We start from the raw sequence: 16,996 nt of genomic DNA, 5'->3' as shown, positions 1-16,996 counted from the left end.
CCACGGTCCGGCGTCCCGGAGCCCGATGCCCCGGAGCCCGGCACCGTGCCGGTCGCGGGAAGGCCCCGCCCCCGGGCCGCCGTCTCAGCCCGCGTCACGGCAGGCCCGGTAGAAGTCACGCCAGTCCTGACGCTCGCGGATCACGCTCTCCAGATACTCGCGCCAGACGGCGCGGTCGGAGACCGGATCCTGCACGACGGCGCCGAGGATGCCCGCCGCCACGTCGGAGGGGCGGAGCACCCCGTCGCCGAAGTGGGCGGCCAGGGCGATGCCGTTGGTGACGACGGAGATCGCCTCGGCGGTGCTGAGCGTGCCGCTGGGCGACTTGACCTTGGTACGGCCGTCTTCGGTGACACCGGTGCGCAACTCCCGGAAGACCGTCACGACGCGGCGGATCTCCTCCAGGCCGGTCAGGGTCTCGGGCAGCTCCAGGGACCGGCCGAGCTGGCTCACCCGGCGGGAGACGATGTCCACCTCCTCCTCCGCGGTGGCGGGCACCGGCAGCACGACGGTGTTGAACCTGCGGCGCAGCGCGCTCGACAGGTCGTTGACGCCCCGGTCGCGGTCGTTGGCGGTGGCGATGAGGTTGAAACCGCGCGCCGCCTGCACCTCCCGGTTGAGCTCCGGGATCGGCAGTGTCTTCTCCGACAGCACGGTGATCAGCGCGTCCTGCACGTCGGACGGCATGCGGGTCAGCTCCTCCACCCGGGCCAGGCGGCCCTCGGCCATCGCCCGCATCACCGGGCTGGGGGTGAGCGCCTCCATGGACGGGCCCTCGGCCAGCAGCCGCGCGTAGTTCCAGCCGTAACGGACGGCCTCCTCGGCGGTGCCGGCCGTGCCCTGCACCAGCAGGGTGGAGTCGCCGCTGATCGCGGCGGCCAGGTGCTCCGACAACCATGTCTTGGCGGTGCCGGGCACGCCGAGCAGCAGCAGTGCGCGGTCGGTGGCGAGGGTGGCCACGGCCACCTCGACGATGCGGCGCGGCCCGATGTATTTGGGGGTGATCCGGTCGCCGTCGCCGAGGACGTAGGTGGTCACCGCCCAGGGGGACAGCTTCCATCCCGGTGGACGGGCCCGGTCGTCGTCCTTGGCCAGGATCGCCAACTCCTCGGCGTACTGGTCTTCGGCATGGGCCCGCAGAACCGTTGTCACTGAAGCTCCTTCACCATGTTGTTACGGAAACGCAGGAGGGCGGCGATCTCCTGAATGTGCGGTTCGGGGGAGAAACGCTCCGCCATGTCGCATAGGGCGGGGTCGATGCGCTCGCCGGCGACGTTGATCAGGTTGGTGGTGTGCCAGGTCGGCTGCCCGGTGCACTGGTCGAGGATCGTCTCCAGCACGACTCGCGACAGGTCCGCACCCCAGGGCGCCGCGACGCCGCTGAGATGGTCGGCCAGGTGGGGGTGGCGGGCGTTCCGGCCGCTGTTGCGCCGGACGAATTCGACGGCGACGCTCTCCTGCTCCTCGCGGGGCAGCACGGCCAGCAGGTTCGCCTGCGCGTCGACGAGGAACAGCTCGCGCGCCCACTCCGGGTCTTCCTGGACCATGGCGGCCCTGACCCACCCCGCGACGATCTCCTTGCCCCAGTCGGCCATCGGCATGCGGACGATCTCACCGGGTGGGCGGCCGAACAGGCGGGGCCAGACGGCGAGCGGAGTGCGGGCCACGACCTGCTGGAGCCACCAGCTTCTCTCCCCGGCGCCGTACTGGGGCTTGACGCGGATGCCGTCACGCTCCATCGCGGCGTCGCATGAGGCGGGCGGGTCGACGTGGATCTCGCCGTCCGCGACGGTCAGGCAGCGGGCGGCGCGCTCGGCCATCCGCAGGCCCAGCCGTGACTCCGGCAGCCTGCTGAGCAGATAGGCGGCCTCGTTGCGGACCTCACGGCGGCGGTCGTCGAGCGCGGCCTCCAGGAACGGCTCGTCGTCACCGCAGAGCCCGTCGGCGAGGACCTTCAGGAACGCCTCCCGGTCGTCGGGGGTCTCCTTCTCCCAGGTCGCCGCGAGCAGTTCCCGGGCCCCGGCCGGATCCGCCGCCCGCAGCGCCGCCAGGTAGGCGCGGCGGTCGCCGGGGGTGCCGAGCTGCCATGTCTCCCCGCCGTCGCCGAGCCCGGTCACGGTCGCGACGGTGGCCTCCGCCAGGAGGAACTCCCAGGCCGGATTGAGCCGGGCCAGCCAGCGGCCCCGCTCTCCGGCGAGGACGCCGGCCTGCGGGCGGATCGACCGGTCCTTGGCCGCCCGGTCGAGGAGCTCGGGCAGCAGGTGCGGCGTGAGGCGGTAGCCGCGCTCCGCGGCGGCCCGCAGCCACTCGTCGAGCAGCCTCGGATTCTCGCCGCCGAGGATCCGGGCGAGCCGGTCGGCCGCGGCCCGCGGGACGACGGGCTGCTTCTCGGCCGCCGCGGCGGCCGGCGGTTCGCCCGCCGGGACGGGCCGCCGCCCCGCGCGGACCCGCAGCGTCCGCACGGCGGCGCGGGCGAGCACCTCCGTCTCGCTTCCGGCCCGGCCGGCCAGCGGGCGCCGGTCGGTGCCGACGAGCGCGACGGAGACCAGCTCCTCCCATTCGGCGGCGTTCACAGAATGATCACTCTGCCTTCCTCGTCCCAGGTCGTCAGGGGTCGCAGGCCCCGGGGCGTCCATTCGGCGGCGACGGTCAGCGGGTGGCCGCCGGAGGTCGCGACCAGCCGCCACGAGGTCTGCACGGACGGGTGGAACGGCAGCGCGCCGGAGGCACCGGCCAGCAGCCGCAGGTCGCCGCCCGCCGGGACGACCCCCTCGAGGACGACGGGCCAGGAGTCGAGCCACGGGTCGCCCGCCAGCGCCCCGGCCACCTCCTCCAGCGCGCGGTCCACGCTCACCCCGGGCGGCGGGCCCGCGGGGACGGCGTCGTGACGGGCGGCGACCACGGCGCGCAGCGGGGTCGAACCAGGGTAGAACGCGAGGTCGGCGTCGACGGTCGTGCCGGTGACGAGCGAGGCGTCGAGGGCCTGACCGGTCGGGGCGAACGAGAGCACGAGCGCCGCCCGGCCGCTGGAGCGGCCGCGCAGCCAGACCCGGCGGGCGATCAGGCGATCATGCGTCTCGTCGCGCCGCCCCAGGACGTCCCACAGGTCGCGGACGGTCTGCCCGGCGAGGACCTCCTCCTTCGTCACGGAGAAGCCGATCCGGTCGCGCACCCGCTCCAGCAGCCCGGCCGGCGCGCCGCCGCCACCGGCGACCGCACCGGCCGCCGCACCGGCCCCGGCGGCGGCTTCCGCCTCGGACGCCCGTTCCGGCAGGGTGCGGTGGGCCACACAGAGCAGGTAAAGCAGGGAGTACTCACTGAGGAGGCGGCCCGGCCAGTCGTCGCCGTCCAGAGCCGAGCCCAGGCGGGACACCGCACCCGCCACCCCGGGGGCCTGCGCGTCGATCAGGCGCTTGGCCAGGTCGTCCCACTGGTCGTGCCGGCGGGAGCCGGCGATGCCCTGCCTGATCTGGTCGCCGAGCCAGCGCTCCAGGTCGGCCAGGCCCGCGGTCACCCGCTGTTCGCGCTGGGCCGCCCGGCGGGCGTCGGCGGGACCCGCCTCGCCCTTCGGCGCGCGGGTCACCGCCTTGGCGGCCCGGTCGCGCCGCCCGTCGAGCCACTCGCCCACCCAGTCGGCGGGCTCCCCGGCTTCGGGGACGCCGCCCGCCGACCACAGCAGCAGCAGGCCGAGGGCGTGCTTGCACGGGAACTTCCGGCTGGGGCAGGTGCACCGGTAGGCCGGCTCGGAGAGGTCGACGCACGCCCGGTAGGGCTTGGAGCCGCTCCCCTTGCACTCGCCCCACAGCGCGTCGTCGGTCACGCCGGTTCCCGACCACTTGCCGGGGGCGGAGACCCCCTGGGCCGCTTTCTGGGACGAGGCGTCGGGCGCGAGGGCCAGCACCTGGTCACGGTTCCACCGTTCGATCACGGACGGAACGCTAGCCAACCCCGCCGACAAATCCGGACCGGCCGCACGGCTGTCGCTCCCGCCTCTCCGATCACTCCTGTCACGGCCCCGTCGACCTCCCGGACCGCGGACCGGAACCCTACAATCCATACGGTGACGATCCCGCCCCGCCCTCCGCTCGCCGAGGCGCTCGACCTGCTGCCGCACCCCGAAGGCGGCTGGTTCCGCGAGACCTGGAAGACCTCCGTCAGCCTTGCCCCGCCCGGGTATGACGGGGTGCGGGCCACCGCCACCGGCATCTACTTCCTGCTGGAGCCCGGCGAGGAGTCGCGTGCGCATGTGGTCCGTTCCGACGAGGTGTGGCTCTGGCACCGGGGCGGCCCGCTGACGCTGACCCTCGGCGGCCACGAGGGCCAGCCGGTCCGCGCGTTCACCCTCGGCCCGCTGGTGGAGGAGGGCCAGCTCCCCCAGATCCTCGTCCCCGCCGGGACCTGGCAGGCCGCCCGTCCCGCGGGTGAGGAGGGCGTGCTGGTGAGCTGCGTGGTCTCCCCCGGCTTCGACTTCGCCGACTTCCGCATGGTCTGACGTCGCCTCCGCGTGCCCTGACGCCCTTCCGCGTGGCCCGACGCCCTCCGCCTGATCCGACGTCCCGACGCCGCCCGCATGATCCGACGCCGCCTTCGCGACCCGGGTGCGAGTGACACCGCCCCGGGACGTGACGGTCCCGCCCAACGCGGGGAGAATGCGGTCAGAAGCCCACATCAGGAGGTCAACGGTGACCCACGAGATCGTCTCTCTCATCGGCGGCAAGGAAGAGACGTCCAACGGCACGGCGTACGACTCGGTCAACCCCGCCCGGGTGGACGAGGTGGTCGCCCGCGTCCGGCTGGCGGACGCGGGGACGTTCGCCGCGGCGTGCCGTTCGGCCGCCGCCGCGCAGCGCGACTGGGCACGGATCCCGGCGCCCGTCCGGGGGCGGGTGATCGCGTCGATCGGGCGGCTGGTGGAGGCCAACGCCGAGGAGCTGGCCCGCCTGGTCACCAGGGAGATCGGCAAGCCGTACGCCGAGGCACTGGGCGAGGTCCGCGAGATCGTCGACACGTGCGACTTCTTCCTCGGCGAGGGCCGCCGGCTCTACGGGCAGACCGTGCCCTCGGAGATGCCGGACAAGAACCTGTTCACCTTCCGGGTGCCGGTCGGTGTGGCCGCGGTGGTCACGGCGGGCAACTTCCCCGTCGCGGTGCCGTCGTGGTACCTCGTGCCGGCGTTGCTGTGCGGCAACGCCGTGGTCTGGAAACCCGCCGAGTACGCGGCGGCCTCCGCGCACGCCCTCTACCGGCTGTTCACCGCGGCCGGGCTGCCCGACGGCGTGCTCAACCTGGTCCTCGCCGACGGCGACGCGACGTTCGAGGGGCTCGGGACGGCCCTGGCCGAGGGCACCGTGCACAAGGTGGGCTTCACCGGCTCGACCGCGGTGGGGCGGAAGGTCGGCGAACTGTGCGGGCGGCACCTGCAGTCGCCCTGCCTGGAGCTGGGCGGCAAGAACCCGATGGTCGTCATGCCGGACGCCGACCTCGACCTGGCCGTGGAAGGCGCGTTGTTCGCCGGGTTCGGCACCGCCGGGCAGCGCTGCACCTCGCTCGGCACGGTGATCGCGCACGAGAGCGTCCACGACGAGTTCCTCGCCCGCTACACGCGTGCCCTGTCGCAGGCCGTGATCGGCGACCCGGCCGGCGACGTGCTGTGCGGGCCGCTGCTCGACCGGAAGTTCGCCACCCGCTACGAGGAGTACCTCGGCTGGATCCAGCCCCACCACACGGTCGTCTCCGGTCCCGTCGGACGGATCACCCCGGACAACCCGCGCGGCGGCTTCACCGGCGAGGGCGGCCTCTACTACCACCCGGTGGTCGTCGACGGCGTACGCCCCGACGACCGGATCTTCCTGGAGGAGACCTTCGGCCCGATCGTGGGCGTCACCACCTTCGCCACCCTGGACGAGGCCGTCGACCTGGCCAACCGCCCCGGCTACGGGCTGTCCTCCTCCATCTACACCACCGACCCCAAGGCCGCGTTCCGCTTCCGCACCGGCATCGGCGCGGGGATGGTCAGCGTCAACAACTCCACCTCCGGCGCCGAGGCCCACCTCCCCTTCGGCGGCAACGGCAACTCCGGCAACGGCAGCCGCCAGTCGGGCATGTGGGTCCTCGACCAGTTCACCCGCTGGCAGGCCATGAACTGGGACTACTCCGGCAGGCTGCAGAAGGCCCAGATGGACGTCGCCGAGATCGTCCCGGACCTGGGTTTCCGGCTCTGAGGGTTTCCGGCTCTGACCCGGCCGCCCGCGCGGTCCCGCCCGAAGAGCGGTGAGCACGCCCCTCGTCGCCGGGGCGTGCTCGGTGCGTGCGCCGCGCGGCCCGGTCAGCCGGCCGGGACCGGCCGCAGCACGATCGGGATCGTGCGGTGGCCGTTGGCGATGAAGGAGTCCAGCGGCTCCAGCCGGTGCGCGGGGACGGCGAGGTCGAGGCCGGGGAAGCGGGCGAACAGCGACGACAGCGCGACGCCGGCTTCGAGCCGGGCCAGGTGCGCGCCGAGGCAGTAGTGGACGCCGTGGCCGAAGGCCAGATGGTCCCGGCGGGTCTCCCTGGTCACGTCGAAGCGGTCGGCGTCGTCGCCGTGCCGCCGGGGGTCGCGGCCGGCGGCGGCGTAACCGGCGAGGATCGCCTCGCCCTTGCCGATCACGATGTCGTGGCCCGCGAGGGGGATGTCCTCGACGGCGTACCGGAGCGGCAGGCTGGCCACGGGTGCCTGCCAGCGCAACGTCTCCTCGACGACGTCGTCCCAGGAGGCGGCGCCGGCCCGGACGTGTTCGAGCTGGTCGGGGTGGGTGAGCAGGGCGACCAGGGCGTTGTCGATGAGGTTGACGGTGGTCTCGTGCCCGGCGGAGATCATCAGGAACAGGGTGTCGATGAGTTCGGCCTCGCTGAGCCGGGAGTCGCCGTCCTCGTCCCGGGCGGCGATCAGGTCGCTGGTCATGTCGTCGCCCGGGGTCTCGCGCTTGGCGGCGACCAGAGCGGTCAGGAGGGCGTAGGCGTCGCGCTGGGTGGCGAGGATCTCCTCGGCGTCGGCAGAGGTGTGGAAGACGCCGTCGACGATGCGGCGGATGTCGTCACGTGAGCTTTCGGGCAGGCCGAACAGCTCGGCGATCACCCGCATGGGCAGCTGGTAGGCGAAGGTCTCGCGCAGGTCCGCGACCTGGCCCGGCGGGACGGCGGCCAGCGCGTCGAGCAGCTCGTCGGTGATCCGCTGGACGCGCGGACGCAGCACCTCGGTGCGGCGCGGGGTGAACGCGACGGAGATCAGCCTGCGCAGCCGCCGGTGGTCGTCGCCGTAGGCGGTGAACATGTTGGTGACGGCGACCCAGGTGTACAGGGGCCAGTCCTGCGGGATCTCGCCGTTGACGAAGGGCGGCCAGTGCCGGCGCGGGTCCTTGGACACGCGCGGATCGGCGAGCAGCTGCTTGAGCAGGTCGTGGTCGGTCACCGCCCACGCAGCCACGCCGCCGGGAAGCTCCACCGGCGTCGCCGCGCCGGCGGCGCGTAAGCGGGCTGCTTCTCCGTGTATGTCGCGACCGGTCGGGTCGATGGCAAAGGGGCAGGCGGTCGCGTCCATGTGCTCTCTCCAGGGGTCGAGGAAGAAACCGGGGTGAAACGGGCAGGAAGTGCGGTCAGGGCCCGCTGGAAGGGCCCGGGTCGCCACCGCAGCCGGTCGGCGGGAACGGCCAGCGCCACGTCCGGGACGCGGTCGAGGAGCGTCTCGATCGCGACGGTGGCGATCAGGCGGGCGACGGCCTTCGCGGGGCAGGCGTGCGGGCCCGCGCTGAAGGCCAGGTGCGCGCGGTTACCGGCCCTGCTCAGGGTGGTGTCCAGAGCCGGGTCGGTGTTGGCCGCGGCCAGGCTGATGACGACCGGGTCGCCCGCACGCAGTGGCACACCGCGCAGCCAGACGTCGTAGCGGGGATAGTGGACGGCGTAGTTGGCCATGGGCGGGTCCTTCCACAGCACCTCCTCCAGGGCCGCGTCGACGGGCATGGTCCCGCCGGACAGGCTGCCGGCGAAGCGGTCGTCGGACAGCAGGAGCCGCAGGGCGTTGCCGATCAGGTTCTGCACGGGTTCGGTGCCGGCCGCGATCAGCAGCGTGCACTGGTGGATCATCTCCTCGTCGGTCAGCCGCGCCGGGTGCTCCATCAGCCACGAGGTGACGTCCGCCCCCGGCCGGGCCCGCTTGAGGGTGATCAGGTCGACCATGTACCGGGTGAACAGCGCGTCGCCCTCCGCCGCGCCGTCGCCGCCCTCGAACATCTTGGCCAGGGCGGTGACCAGCCGGTCGCTGGCGGCGTCGGCCTGACCGAAGAGCCGGTTGAAGGTGAGCAGCGGCACGATCGCGGCGTACTCGGCCAGCAGGTCGGCGTGCCCGCGGGCGGCGAAGGCGTCGATGAGCCGGTCGGCGCCGTGGGTGACGGAGCGGCGCAGCGCGTGCGGGTCGACGCGGCGCAGGCTGTCGGTGATCGCGTGGCGGAACCTGCCGTGGGCGGGCGGGTCGGAGAACAGCGCGTTGGGCCGGTATCCCATCATCGGGATGACGGCGCTGTCCGGGGGGACCTCCCCGGTCTGCAGGGCTCGCCAGCCGCGCGGGTCCTTGGAGTAGATGTGCGGGTTGCCCAACACCTCCAGGGCGGCATGGTAGCCGGTGACGAGGACGGCGTGCACGCCGGGGGCGAGCTCGACCGGCGCCGCCGGTCCGTAGGCGCGCAGCCGGTCGTAGGTGCGGCCGGGGTCGGCGGCGAACTCGGGCCCGTACAGGGCGGCGCCCGGTTGGTGGCCGGCGTGTGCGGGGCAGCCCGGCGGCGGGCCGGAGCCGGGGGCGGGGTGACGGTCGGAGGTCACGGGTGCTCCTTGGTGGCGCGGGCGAGCAAGTACTGCACGAGGGTGATCAGTGCCGCGCCGGCGGAGGCGCGGTCCCGGGCGTCGCAGACGACCAGGGGGGTCTCCTCCAGCAGGTCCAGGGCACCGCGCAAGGCGCCGGTGTCGAAGGCGGGGGTGCCGTCGAAGCGGTTGACGGCGACGGCGTAGGGCAGGCCGTGCTCTTCGACCATGTCCATGACGGGGAAGGAGGCGTCCAGGCGGCGGGCGTCGGCCAGCACCAGCGCACCCAGGGCCCCGTAGGCCATGTCGTGCCACAGCCGCTGGAAGCGCCGCTGCCCGGGGGCGCCGAACAGGTACAGCACCAGGTGCGGGTTGAGGGTCAGGCGGCCGAAGTCCATCGCGACGGTGGTGGTGTCCTTGCCGGTCACCCCGCCCAGGTCGTCGACGACGGCGCCGGCCTGCGTCATGACCTCCTCGGTGCGCAGCGGGGGGATCTCCGACAGGGCGCCGACCAGGGTGGTCTTGCCGACGGCGAAGTGCCCGACGACGAGGATCTTCACCGCCCGCTCCACCGCGTCACCGAGGTAGACGGCGTCGGTGCGGCCGTCAGACCAGAGCGCGGAGCCCATCGAGCACCTCCTGCAGCAGTTGGACGTCGGGACGTTCGGCGGGGGGCGCCGGCGCGCGGGTGGCGAGGTGCCCGGATTCGGTCAGATCGCCGAGCAGGACCTTGGTGACGCCGACGGGCAGTGCCAGGTGGGCGGCGACCTCCGCCACCGACAGGGCCCCGCCCCGGCACAGCGCCATGAGGCGGCGTTTCTCGGGGCCGAGGTCCGGGCCACCGGGGGGCGGGTCGCCGGCGGCGACCACCAGCGACACCAGGTCGAAGGGGATGCGGGGGTGCGCGCGGCCGCCGGTCACCACGTACGGCCGCACCAGGTCGCTGTCGCGCCGGCTCGGGGTCATGTCCGGCCGGCGCCGTGCCGTGGCGGGCTGGTCATCTCCTTGCCCAGCCGGTCGACGAGCTTGTGCATGCGGTAGGTGACCGTCTCCAGGTCCGCGGCGTCGGTGCAGGACACGGCCAGGTAGGCGCCTTCCCCGGCGGCGATGGTCAGCACGTAACCGCCGGCGAACTCCACCAGCGTCTGCCGCCAGGAGGTGTGCGGGTCGTCGGTGCAGAACTCCGCCGTCGCGCGGCTGAGGGACTGCAGGCCCGACAGCGCGGCGGCGTAGGCGTCGGCCTGGTCGCGGCTGATCCCCGCCGAGTGCGCCTGCAACAGCCCGTCGGCGGTCAGCAGGATCGCGTTCCGGACGTGGGGGACGTTCACCACCTCGTCGAGCATCCAGTCGGTGTTATTCATGACGGTTTCCCCGGTCTTCGGTGGTCGAACGGTCTTCGGTGGTCGAGCGGCCGGCACGTGTCCCCCGCTGGAAGGCGCCCGCGACGGCGGCGGCCTGTTCCGCCGGGCGTTGCCGCGCCACCGGCACCGGCGCCTGCGGGGGCAGCAGGTCGGGACGCGCCTCGCGGCGGCGGCGCTGGGGGAACGGCCCCGGTGACGACGGTGCCGGGGCGGTGCCGGTCGCCGCGGACGCCGCCGGGGCGGGAGCGTCGCCGGTGGTCAGGTGGGTCAGCAGCGCGTTGGGCAGGAACACCACGGCGCGCACCCCTCCGTAGGGAGACTGGGAGTCCACCGAGACGTTGAAGCCGTAGCGCTGGGCGAGGACGCCGATGACGGGGAACCCGAACTGCGGCGGGTCGCCGAGCCGGGTGACGTCCACCGGCTGTGCACCCGACAGCAGCCGGGCCGCCTGCTGCTTCTCCTGCTCGTGCATGCCGACACCCCAGTCGTCGATCACGATGACCGCGCCGTTGTGCGCCTGGTGGATGTTCACCTGGACGTCCGTGCTGGGGTGTGAGTGCCGGGCGGCGTTGTCCAGCAGCTCGGCCACGGCCAGCACGACGGGTTCGACCACGCGGTCGACGACCGCGGTGTCGATCTGCGCGACGGTCTTGATCCTCAGGTAGTCGCTGATGCGTGAGGTGGCGCCGCGCACCACGTCCTCCAGGGTGGCCGCGGCCCGCTGCCTTCCCGGCCACGCCCCGCACAGCACCGCGACGGCCTGGGCACGACGGCCGAACTGCGCGTTGGTGTGATCGATCCTCAGCAGGTCGGCCAGGATGTCCGGGCGGTCGTAGCGGTCCTGCATGTCCGAGATGGCCAGCTGCTGGTCACTGGCCAGGCTCTGGATAGCGCGCATCGCGCTCATCAGCGTGGCCCGTGCCGACTCGTCGGCGCGGGCCAGCGCGGCGTTGACACTGTGGGCGAACAGGTCCGTCACCGCCTGCATGCTGTGGCCGTACGGCGTTCCGGCCAGCCGCTCGTGCAGGAGACCGGGGACGGGCACGGACTGCCGGTGCAGGGACTCCACCAGCGCGGGAAGACGGGCCTCGGCCAGATGCCGGGCCTCCTCATCGCGGACGCGCAGGTCGTTCAGCAGCTCGGCGGTGTGCTCGCGCAAGGCGCCGGTGACGCGCCACTGGCGCAGCGTCATCACCGCGGCGAGCACCAGGCAGCCCGCCAGGCACCACACCAGTGCCTCCAGTATGGGACGTGACATCGGATCCTCATCGTCGGAATGCGAACGGATGCGAACGGAGGGACGCGGGGCCGGGCGGCGCCTCCGCCCGGGGCCGGGCGGCGCCTCCGCCGGTCGGCGGAACGGATCGGCGCCGGGATCAGGGGGCCGTGGAGCGGCTGCCCGCGGACGGATCGCGTGCCGTGTTCCCGCCGGATGGACCGTCACTCACCGAGTGCCCCATAAGCCAAGAAAAGGGCAAACGGGATTGAGTTTCGGAAATTCCTTAACACGGTCACACCAGAACATCGCCCCGGATTTCCGGTCGGGCCGCCGTTCCGGAGCGACCGGGGCGGACGGCGGAGCGGAGCCGCCGGCACACTCGCGAAGGCCGTATTTCGCGACATCTCCATATCGCGTAGGGGTCTGACCGAAAAGCGACCGCCGGCCCGCCTCAGCGGCCCGTCCACCATGGTGCGGCGTTCGTTCTGCAGGTCGTCCCGGTTCGCCGGAGCGAGCCCCCCGGCAGCACGAGGTAATCCATGCAGATATCTCCAATACGCTGTCGGTGGCGACTTCCTTGATCGCGTCTTAACGGTGGCAATTATGGACCAGAGGGAAACAAATGTAAAAGAGTGTCATGGAAATACGTCAGGAGAGCGCACCGTCTCGCCATACGGCGGGTGCGAACATGATTTCGATCCCCGTGACGCGCCGCCGGCCGGTGCCCGGAAGCCGGGAGACGCCGGAGCCGACCGGGTCGGCGTGCCCGGGTCCTCCCGCGAAAAGGCCCGCCCGGCCCCCGCGCGCCGCAGCGAGCGGGGGCCGAGCGGGCCGGACAGCCGGGGCGGATCACCCGGATCGCGGGTCACCGTTGGGCGCCTCGGGTCACCGTTGGCCATCTTGGGTCACCGCGGGGTGCCTCCGGTCACCGTTGGGTCGGCGCGCAGGTTCTCGGCGATCAGGTCCAGCAACGGCTGCCGCCGGGTGCACCGGTCGAGCGCGAAGGAGTCGGCGAGGGCCGTCAGCTCCTCGTCGGAGCAGCCGCGCAGCAACCCGGCGTACTCGGGGAGCAGCGCCTGCGCGATGAGGATGTGCCGGACGAGGTCGTCGACCTGGTAGCGGGCGCCCCACGGGTAGGGGGCCCAGGTGGGGAACTCGGTCTCCATCAGCCGGTGCAGCGGGGCCAGCTCGTCCGCCGCCTCCTCCATCGTGGAGCCCCATCGGTCGGCGCCCAGCCGCTTCTTCTTGGCGATGAAAGCGCCGAACCGGCTCAGGTACGGCTCCCCCGCGCAGACCAGGCCCTGCAACCCGACGTCCTTGTACGTCCACAGCGACCAGCCCGCCCCGTGCGCGTCGAAGATCTCCAGCTGGTCGCGGAGGATCTGGTAGCGCTGGCGGTCGGTCTCCGGGTCGCCGGTGTAGACGGGGCCGAACTCGCCGACCCAGATCGGGGTGCCCGTCTCCCGCTGGAAGACGGTCCGGCGCTCGAAGGTCCGCTCCAGCTGGGCCCGGTCCACCCACTCCCCGCGGGTGAACCCCGGATAGGGGCCGCCGTGCGCGAACCCGGCCAGGGCGTAGTCGTGGCAGACGAAGACCGTGTTCGGGTAGACCTCCCGGAAGACCGAGAAGTCGGTGGAGTAGGTGTTGCCGTCCAGAAACAGCACGTGCCCGGGATCGACGGCGCGGATGGCCTTGACCAGGCGGTCGTAGAAGGGGCCGACGACCTGCCCGCCCGGGTCGCCCGGCTCGTTGACCGGGTTGTAGCCGGCCACCCACGGGTTGTCCCGGTATCTGTCGGCCACGGCCTCCCACAGGTGGACCGCGCGGTCCTGGAAATGCCGGTGCTGCCAGAACGCGGCGATGTGGGTGGGATTGTCGGAGTGCCAGTGCTGGTTCTGCGCGCCGGGGAGGGCGTGCAGGTCGATCACGGTGTAGACGCCGTGCTCGGCGAGCATGCCGATCGCCCGGTCCAGGTGGCGGAAGCCGCGTTCGACGATCTCGAAGGGGCGGTCGTCGGATTCCAGGTGGTGGTAGTTGACCGGGATGCGGACGCAGTTGACGCCGAGGCCGGCCAGGAGCGAGGCGTCGGCCGCGCCGAAGAACGAGGTGAGCAGGCGGTCGAAGAACAGCTCGGCCCGGTCGTCCCCCAGCACCTCCCGGACGGCCGCGCGCATCGCGGACTCGTTGGCGGGGTAGCCGGTGATGAAGTTCTCCATGTTCAGCCAGCCCCCCAGGCCCACTCCGCGCAGCCGCACCGGGGTGCCGGACGAATCGACGAGACGGGATCCGGCGACGCTCAGGGTCATGTGGTCTCTCTTTCTGTACGGCTTTCGTACGGCGGTTTCCGTACGGCGGGGTTCGGGTCAGCCTTTGGTGGCGCCCGCGGTGAGGCCGCTGACCAGGTGGCGTTCGGCGACGGCGTAGAAGGCCAGGGCGGGGAGCGTCGAGATGACGACGTAGGCGAGGATCCTGGCCGTGTCCGCCATGTACTCCCCGTGGAACTGCTGGACGCCGAGCGGCAGGGTCCACAGGTTCGGGTCGTTGAAGACCACCAACGGCAGGAAGAAGTTGTTCCAGCTCGCCACGATCGCGAGGACCGAGACGGTGGCCAGGGCGGGCCGGGCCATCGGCAGCAGGACCCGCCAGAAGAACCCGAACGCGGTGCAGCCGTCGATGGTGGCGGCCTCCTCGACCTCCTTCGGAATGGACCGGAAGAACGTGCGGAGGATGATGACGGTCAGCGGCAGCCCGAACGCGGCCTGGGGCAGGATCACCCCGAGCGGGTTGTCCAGCAGGCCGAACGCGCGCAGCAGGACGAACAGCGGCAGGATCGCCACCGCGAACGGGAACATCAGTCCGACGGTGAACAGCGTGAACAGCGCTTCCCTGCCGCGGAAGGCGAACCGGGCGAAGGCGAAGGCCGCCATCGCCGACAGGCTCACGACCAGCGCGGTGGTCGCGACCGCGATGAACAGGCTGTTGGCGAGCTGGCGCCAGAACGGGCCCGAGGTGACCACGTCGGTGTAGTTCCCGGTGACCCACGGGGAGGGCGGGCCGAGCGGGTCAGCCGACAGCGCCCCGGAGGTCTTGAAGCCGCCGAGCACGCCGTACAGGAAGGGGACGAGGACGAACACGGCGGCCACCCACAGGATCGCGTGCGTCGGGGCCGTCCGGAGTCCGCGGAGCGGGGTGGTCAACGGTGGTCTCCCATCGCGGTGCTGGCCCCCTCCAGGTCACGGCGGAGGACGAACCGCTGGTAGCCGAGGGCGAAGACGAGGCTGATCAGGAACATGACGACGCTGATCGCGCTGGAGTAACCGATCTGGGACCGTTTGAAGCCGTACTCGAACATGCTGACGGCCATGGTCTCGGAGGCGTGCGACGGACCGCCGCCGGTGAGGATCCAGACGAGGTCGAAGAGCTGGATCGTGCCGATGACGGACAGGAACACGCTGATCCGGACGGTGGGGCCGAGCAGCGGCAGGGTGACGTGGCGGAACACGTTCCAGCCGCCGGCGCCGTCGATCCTGGCCGCCTCGCTCAGCTCCCGGGGGATGCCCTGCAGTCCGGCCAAATAAATGATCATGTGGAATCCGAAGTACTTCCAGGTGATCACCAGGAAGAGCGACATCAGCACGGTGTCCGGTTCCGACAGCCAGGTCCACGGCTGGAGTCCCCAGGAGGTCAGCAGCCGGTTCGCCAGGCCCTCCTCGGGGGAGAGGATCAGCGAGAACAGGACCGCGGTGACCGCCTCGGAGAGCATGTACGGCGCGAAGAACAGCAACCGGTAGAAGGCCCGCCCGCGGATCCGCCGGTTCAGCAGCACCGCCAGGGACAGGGAGATCGGCAGCTGCACCGCCAGGGACAGCGCGATCAGGATGCCGCCGTGCCGCAGGTCACCGAGGAAGATCTCGCTCCGGAACAGCCGGGTGAAGTTGTCCAGGCCGACGAAGTCGCCCGGCGGGCCGACCCCGTTCCACCGGTGGAGGCTGGTGTAGCCGGCGACCAGGATCGGCGCCAGCACCAGCAGGCCGAACAGCACCAGCGCGGGGAGCACGAACAGGATCGCGGTGACCCATCCGCGTCTGCGGCGGCGGGCGGCACTCCCCGTCCGGTTCCCGGCCGGCTTCCCGGAGAGCTTCCCGAAGGGCTTGCCGGGGGGAGGCGCCGGACGGGCGCCCGGCCCCGTCACCGCCCTCACCCCGGTGCTCACCCCACCTCCCCCGGTGCTCACCCCACCTCCCCCGGTGCTCACCCCGCCTCCGTCGGCGGTCACTCCGCCTCCGACTTCGCCGTCTCGGTGATGGCCGAGGCGACCTCCTCGGGCGTCTTCTCGCCCGCGATCAGCTCGGCCACGGCGTCGTTGACCTCCTGGCCGACGGCCGGCGGGTACGCCTGGTCGAGGTAGAGCTGGAAGGCGGTCGCGGCGGACAGGGTTTCGGAGACCGCCTTGATGCCGGGGTCGGTGACGGCCGACTCCTCGCCCTTGAGCACGGGGAGCACCCCGCCGGCCTCGACGGCCTTGCGGTGGTTCTCCTCCTTGAGCGCGAACTTCAGGAAGTCCAGGGCCGCGGGCGGCGCGTCGGCGCCCACCGCCAGTCCGCCGCCGCCGCCGAACGCGTCGGTCGCCACCCCCTTGCCGCCCTCCACCGTGGGAAAGGTGAAGAAGCCGAGATCCTCGCCGAGCCCCTTGCCGGCGTCCTTCTGCACGGCCGGCGCCCACTGGCCCATCAGTTCCATGGCCGCTCTGCCGTTGCTCATGGTCGCGGCCTGGCCGTCGGGGGTGGAGTAGTCGGCGCCGAGGAAGCCCTTCTGGAACGGCTGGAGGTCGACGAGTTCCTTGAGCCGCTGCCCGGCGGCGACGAAGCCCGGCCCGGTGAAGTCACCGGTCTCGCCGGCCTGCCGCAGCGCGTCCAGCCCGGCCACCCGCATGGCCAGGTACGCCCAGTAGTAGTGCCCCGGCCACTTGGCCTTGCCCGCCAGGGCGATCGGGGTGATTCCGGCCGCCTTCAGCTTCCGCACCGTGTCGAGGAACTCGGTCCAGGTGGCGGGCGGGGTGGTGACGCCGGCTCTGGCGAACAGCGCCTTGTTGTACCAGAAGCCGACCATGCCGATGTCGGTGGGCAGGGCGTAGAGCTTGCCGTCGAACCGGTAGGGGACGAGGGAGGCGGGGGTGAAGTCGCCGGCGATGTCGGCGGTCTCCGCCGTCAGGTCCTTCACCAGGCCCGCGTCGACGTGCTGCTTCAGGACACCGCCGCCCCAGGTGGAGTAGAGGTCGGGCGCCCGGCCCGACTGGGTGAGCGTGGCGAGCTTCGGTTTGTAGGAGTCGTTCTCGATGCCGACGTTCTTGATGGTCACGTTGGGGTGGGCCGCCTGGTACCGCTTGACGAGGTCCGCCCAGAACGACTTGAGCGGTTCGGCCGTCGCCGAGTGCCAGAACTCGAAGGTGACCTTCTCCGTGCCGCCGCTCGCGCCGGGCTTCGCCCCGGCGTCCTCCCCGTCCGTGCCGCAGGCTCCGAGGAGCAGGGCCGATGCCGTCAGAGCCGCCACGCATCGCCAACGCCGCATGGGGTTCCCCTCTCGGGAG

The 16,996-nt window shown here is 72.3% G+C and carries 15 protein-coding genes; 2 read left to right on the top strand and 13 right to left on the bottom strand.

All coding sequences use genetic code 11. From position 1 onward, the window contains the following. Window positions 1-84: 84 nt before the first annotated feature. The 3 genes from F4562_RS28060 to F4562_RS28050 are packed head-to-tail and all read right to left on the bottom strand — an operon-like array spanning window position 85 to window position 3,928. On the bottom strand, window positions 85-1,152 hold the full coding sequence (locus tag F4562_RS28060) for an ATP-binding protein (RefSeq protein ID WP_184541455.1): 1,068 nt from the start codon (window positions 1,150-1,152) through the stop codon (window positions 85-87). Next, on the bottom strand, window positions 1,149-2,573 hold the full coding sequence (locus tag F4562_RS28055) for a DUF5691 domain-containing protein (RefSeq protein WP_184541456.1): 1,425 nt from the start codon (window positions 2,571-2,573) through the stop codon (window positions 1,149-1,151). Before F4562_RS28055 ends, F4562_RS28060 begins: the two co-directional genes overlap by 4 nt. After that, complete coding sequence (locus F4562_RS28050; RefSeq protein ID WP_311733989.1) at window positions 2,570-3,928, bottom strand: SWIM zinc finger family protein; 1,359 nt, start codon at window positions 3,926-3,928, stop codon at window positions 2,570-2,572. Before F4562_RS28050 ends, F4562_RS28055 begins: the two co-directional genes overlap by 4 nt. A 132-nt stretch (window positions 3,929-4,060) precedes the next feature. Between F4562_RS28050 and F4562_RS28045 the strand changes: the two genes are divergently transcribed. Together F4562_RS28045 and F4562_RS28040 are read left to right on the top strand one after the other, a co-directional pair. Further along, complete coding sequence (locus F4562_RS28045) at window positions 4,061-4,492, top strand: cupin domain-containing protein (protein WP_184541458.1); 432 nt, start codon at window positions 4,061-4,063, stop codon at window positions 4,490-4,492. Between the two features lie 190 nt (window positions 4,493-4,682). Next, window positions 4,683-6,221, top strand: a complete 1,539-nt coding sequence (locus tag F4562_RS28040) for an aldehyde dehydrogenase family protein (protein ID WP_184541459.1) — start codon at window positions 4,683-4,685, stop codon at window positions 6,219-6,221. Between the two features lie 104 nt (window positions 6,222-6,325). Here the strand turns inward: F4562_RS28040 and F4562_RS28035 are convergent, their stop codons facing one another. The 10 genes from F4562_RS28035 to F4562_RS27995 all read right to left on the bottom strand — a co-directional run bounded on the left by F4562_RS28035 (window position 6,326) and on the right by F4562_RS27995 (window position 16,977). Next, complete coding sequence (locus F4562_RS28035; protein ID WP_311733990.1) at window positions 6,326-7,462, bottom strand: cytochrome P450 family protein; 1,137 nt, start codon at window positions 7,460-7,462, stop codon at window positions 6,326-6,328. Then, window positions 7,444-8,850: a cytochrome P450 gene (locus F4562_RS35375; RefSeq protein WP_311733991.1), complete on the bottom strand. Its 1,407-nt coding sequence runs from the start codon at window positions 8,848-8,850 to the stop codon at window positions 7,444-7,446. Before F4562_RS35375 ends, F4562_RS28035 begins: the two co-directional genes overlap by 19 nt. Next, window positions 8,847-9,458, bottom strand: a complete 612-nt coding sequence (locus F4562_RS28030; protein ID WP_184541461.1) for a GTP-binding protein — start codon at window positions 9,456-9,458, stop codon at window positions 8,847-8,849. Before F4562_RS28030 ends, F4562_RS35375 begins: the two co-directional genes overlap by 4 nt. Next, the gene (locus tag F4562_RS28025; RefSeq protein ID WP_184541462.1) at window positions 9,436-9,795 is read right to left on the bottom strand and encodes a DUF742 domain-containing protein; all 360 of its coding nucleotides are present in this window, start codon (window positions 9,793-9,795) and stop codon (window positions 9,436-9,438) included. The genes F4562_RS28030 and F4562_RS28025 overlap by 23 nt, the downstream gene beginning before the upstream one ends. Beyond that, entirely contained in the window at window positions 9,792-10,190 is a 399-nt protein-coding gene (locus tag F4562_RS28020; RefSeq protein ID WP_184541463.1) for a roadblock/LC7 domain-containing protein, read from the bottom strand. Before F4562_RS28020 ends, F4562_RS28025 begins: the two co-directional genes overlap by 4 nt. Then, entirely contained in the window at window positions 10,183-11,448 is a 1,266-nt protein-coding gene (locus tag F4562_RS28015; RefSeq protein ID WP_184541464.1) for an ATP-binding protein, read from the bottom strand. The genes F4562_RS28020 and F4562_RS28015 overlap by 8 nt, the downstream gene beginning before the upstream one ends. Window positions 11,449-12,314: 866 nt before the next feature. Beyond that, the gene (locus F4562_RS28010; RefSeq protein WP_184541465.1) at window positions 12,315-13,715 is read right to left on the bottom strand and encodes a glycoside hydrolase family 5 protein; all 1,401 of its coding nucleotides are present in this window, start codon (window positions 13,713-13,715) and stop codon (window positions 12,315-12,317) included. Window positions 13,716-13,772: 57 nt separating this feature from the next. Next, on the bottom strand, window positions 13,773-14,606 hold the full coding sequence (locus F4562_RS28005; RefSeq protein WP_184541466.1) for a carbohydrate ABC transporter permease: 834 nt from the start codon (window positions 14,604-14,606) through the stop codon (window positions 13,773-13,775). Beyond that, window positions 14,603-15,622, bottom strand: coding sequence for a carbohydrate ABC transporter permease (locus tag F4562_RS28000; protein ID WP_311733992.1), 1,020 nt, complete (start codon window positions 15,620-15,622; stop codon window positions 14,603-14,605). Before F4562_RS28000 ends, F4562_RS28005 begins: the two co-directional genes overlap by 4 nt. A gap of 59 nt (window positions 15,623-15,681) precedes the next feature. Continuing rightward, window positions 15,682-16,977 carry an extracellular solute-binding protein gene (locus F4562_RS27995; RefSeq protein WP_184541467.1) on the bottom strand — a complete coding sequence of 432 codons (1,296 nt, stop codon included), beginning with the start codon at window positions 16,975-16,977 and terminating at the stop codon, window positions 15,682-15,684. Window positions 16,978-16,996 lie beyond the last annotated feature (19 nt).

It is taken from the genome of Streptosporangium becharense, assembly GCF_014204985.1.
Lineage (GTDB): Bacteria > Actinomycetota > Actinomycetes > Streptosporangiales > Streptosporangiaceae > Streptosporangium > Streptosporangium becharense.
Note: the sequence above shows the minus strand (reverse complement) of the source record. Positions and strands in the feature narration are given on the sequence as shown.

Excerpts from the sequence above, each read along its gene's own strand:
- F4562_RS28030 (WP_184541461.1), bottom strand. The coding sequence starts at position 9,458 with ATGGGCTCCGCGCTCTGGTCTGACGGCCGCACCGACGCCGTCTACCTC.
- F4562_RS28025 (WP_184541462.1), bottom strand. The coding sequence starts at position 9,795 with ATGACCCCGAGCCGGCGCGACAGCGACCTGGTGCGGCCGTACGTGGTG.
- F4562_RS28020 (WP_184541463.1), bottom strand. The coding sequence starts at position 10,190 with ATGAATAACACCGACTGGATGCTCGACGAGGTGGTGAACGTCCCCCAC.
- F4562_RS28015 (WP_184541464.1), bottom strand. The coding sequence starts at position 11,448 with ATGTCACGTCCCATACTGGAGGCACTGGTGTGGTGCCTGGCGGGCTGC.
- F4562_RS28010 (WP_184541465.1), bottom strand. The coding sequence starts at position 13,715 with ATGACCCTGAGCGTCGCCGGATCCCGTCTCGTCGATTCGTCCGGCACC.
- F4562_RS27995 (WP_184541467.1), bottom strand. The coding sequence starts at position 16,977 with ATGCGGCGTTGGCGATGCGTGGCGGCTCTGACGGCATCGGCCCTGCTC.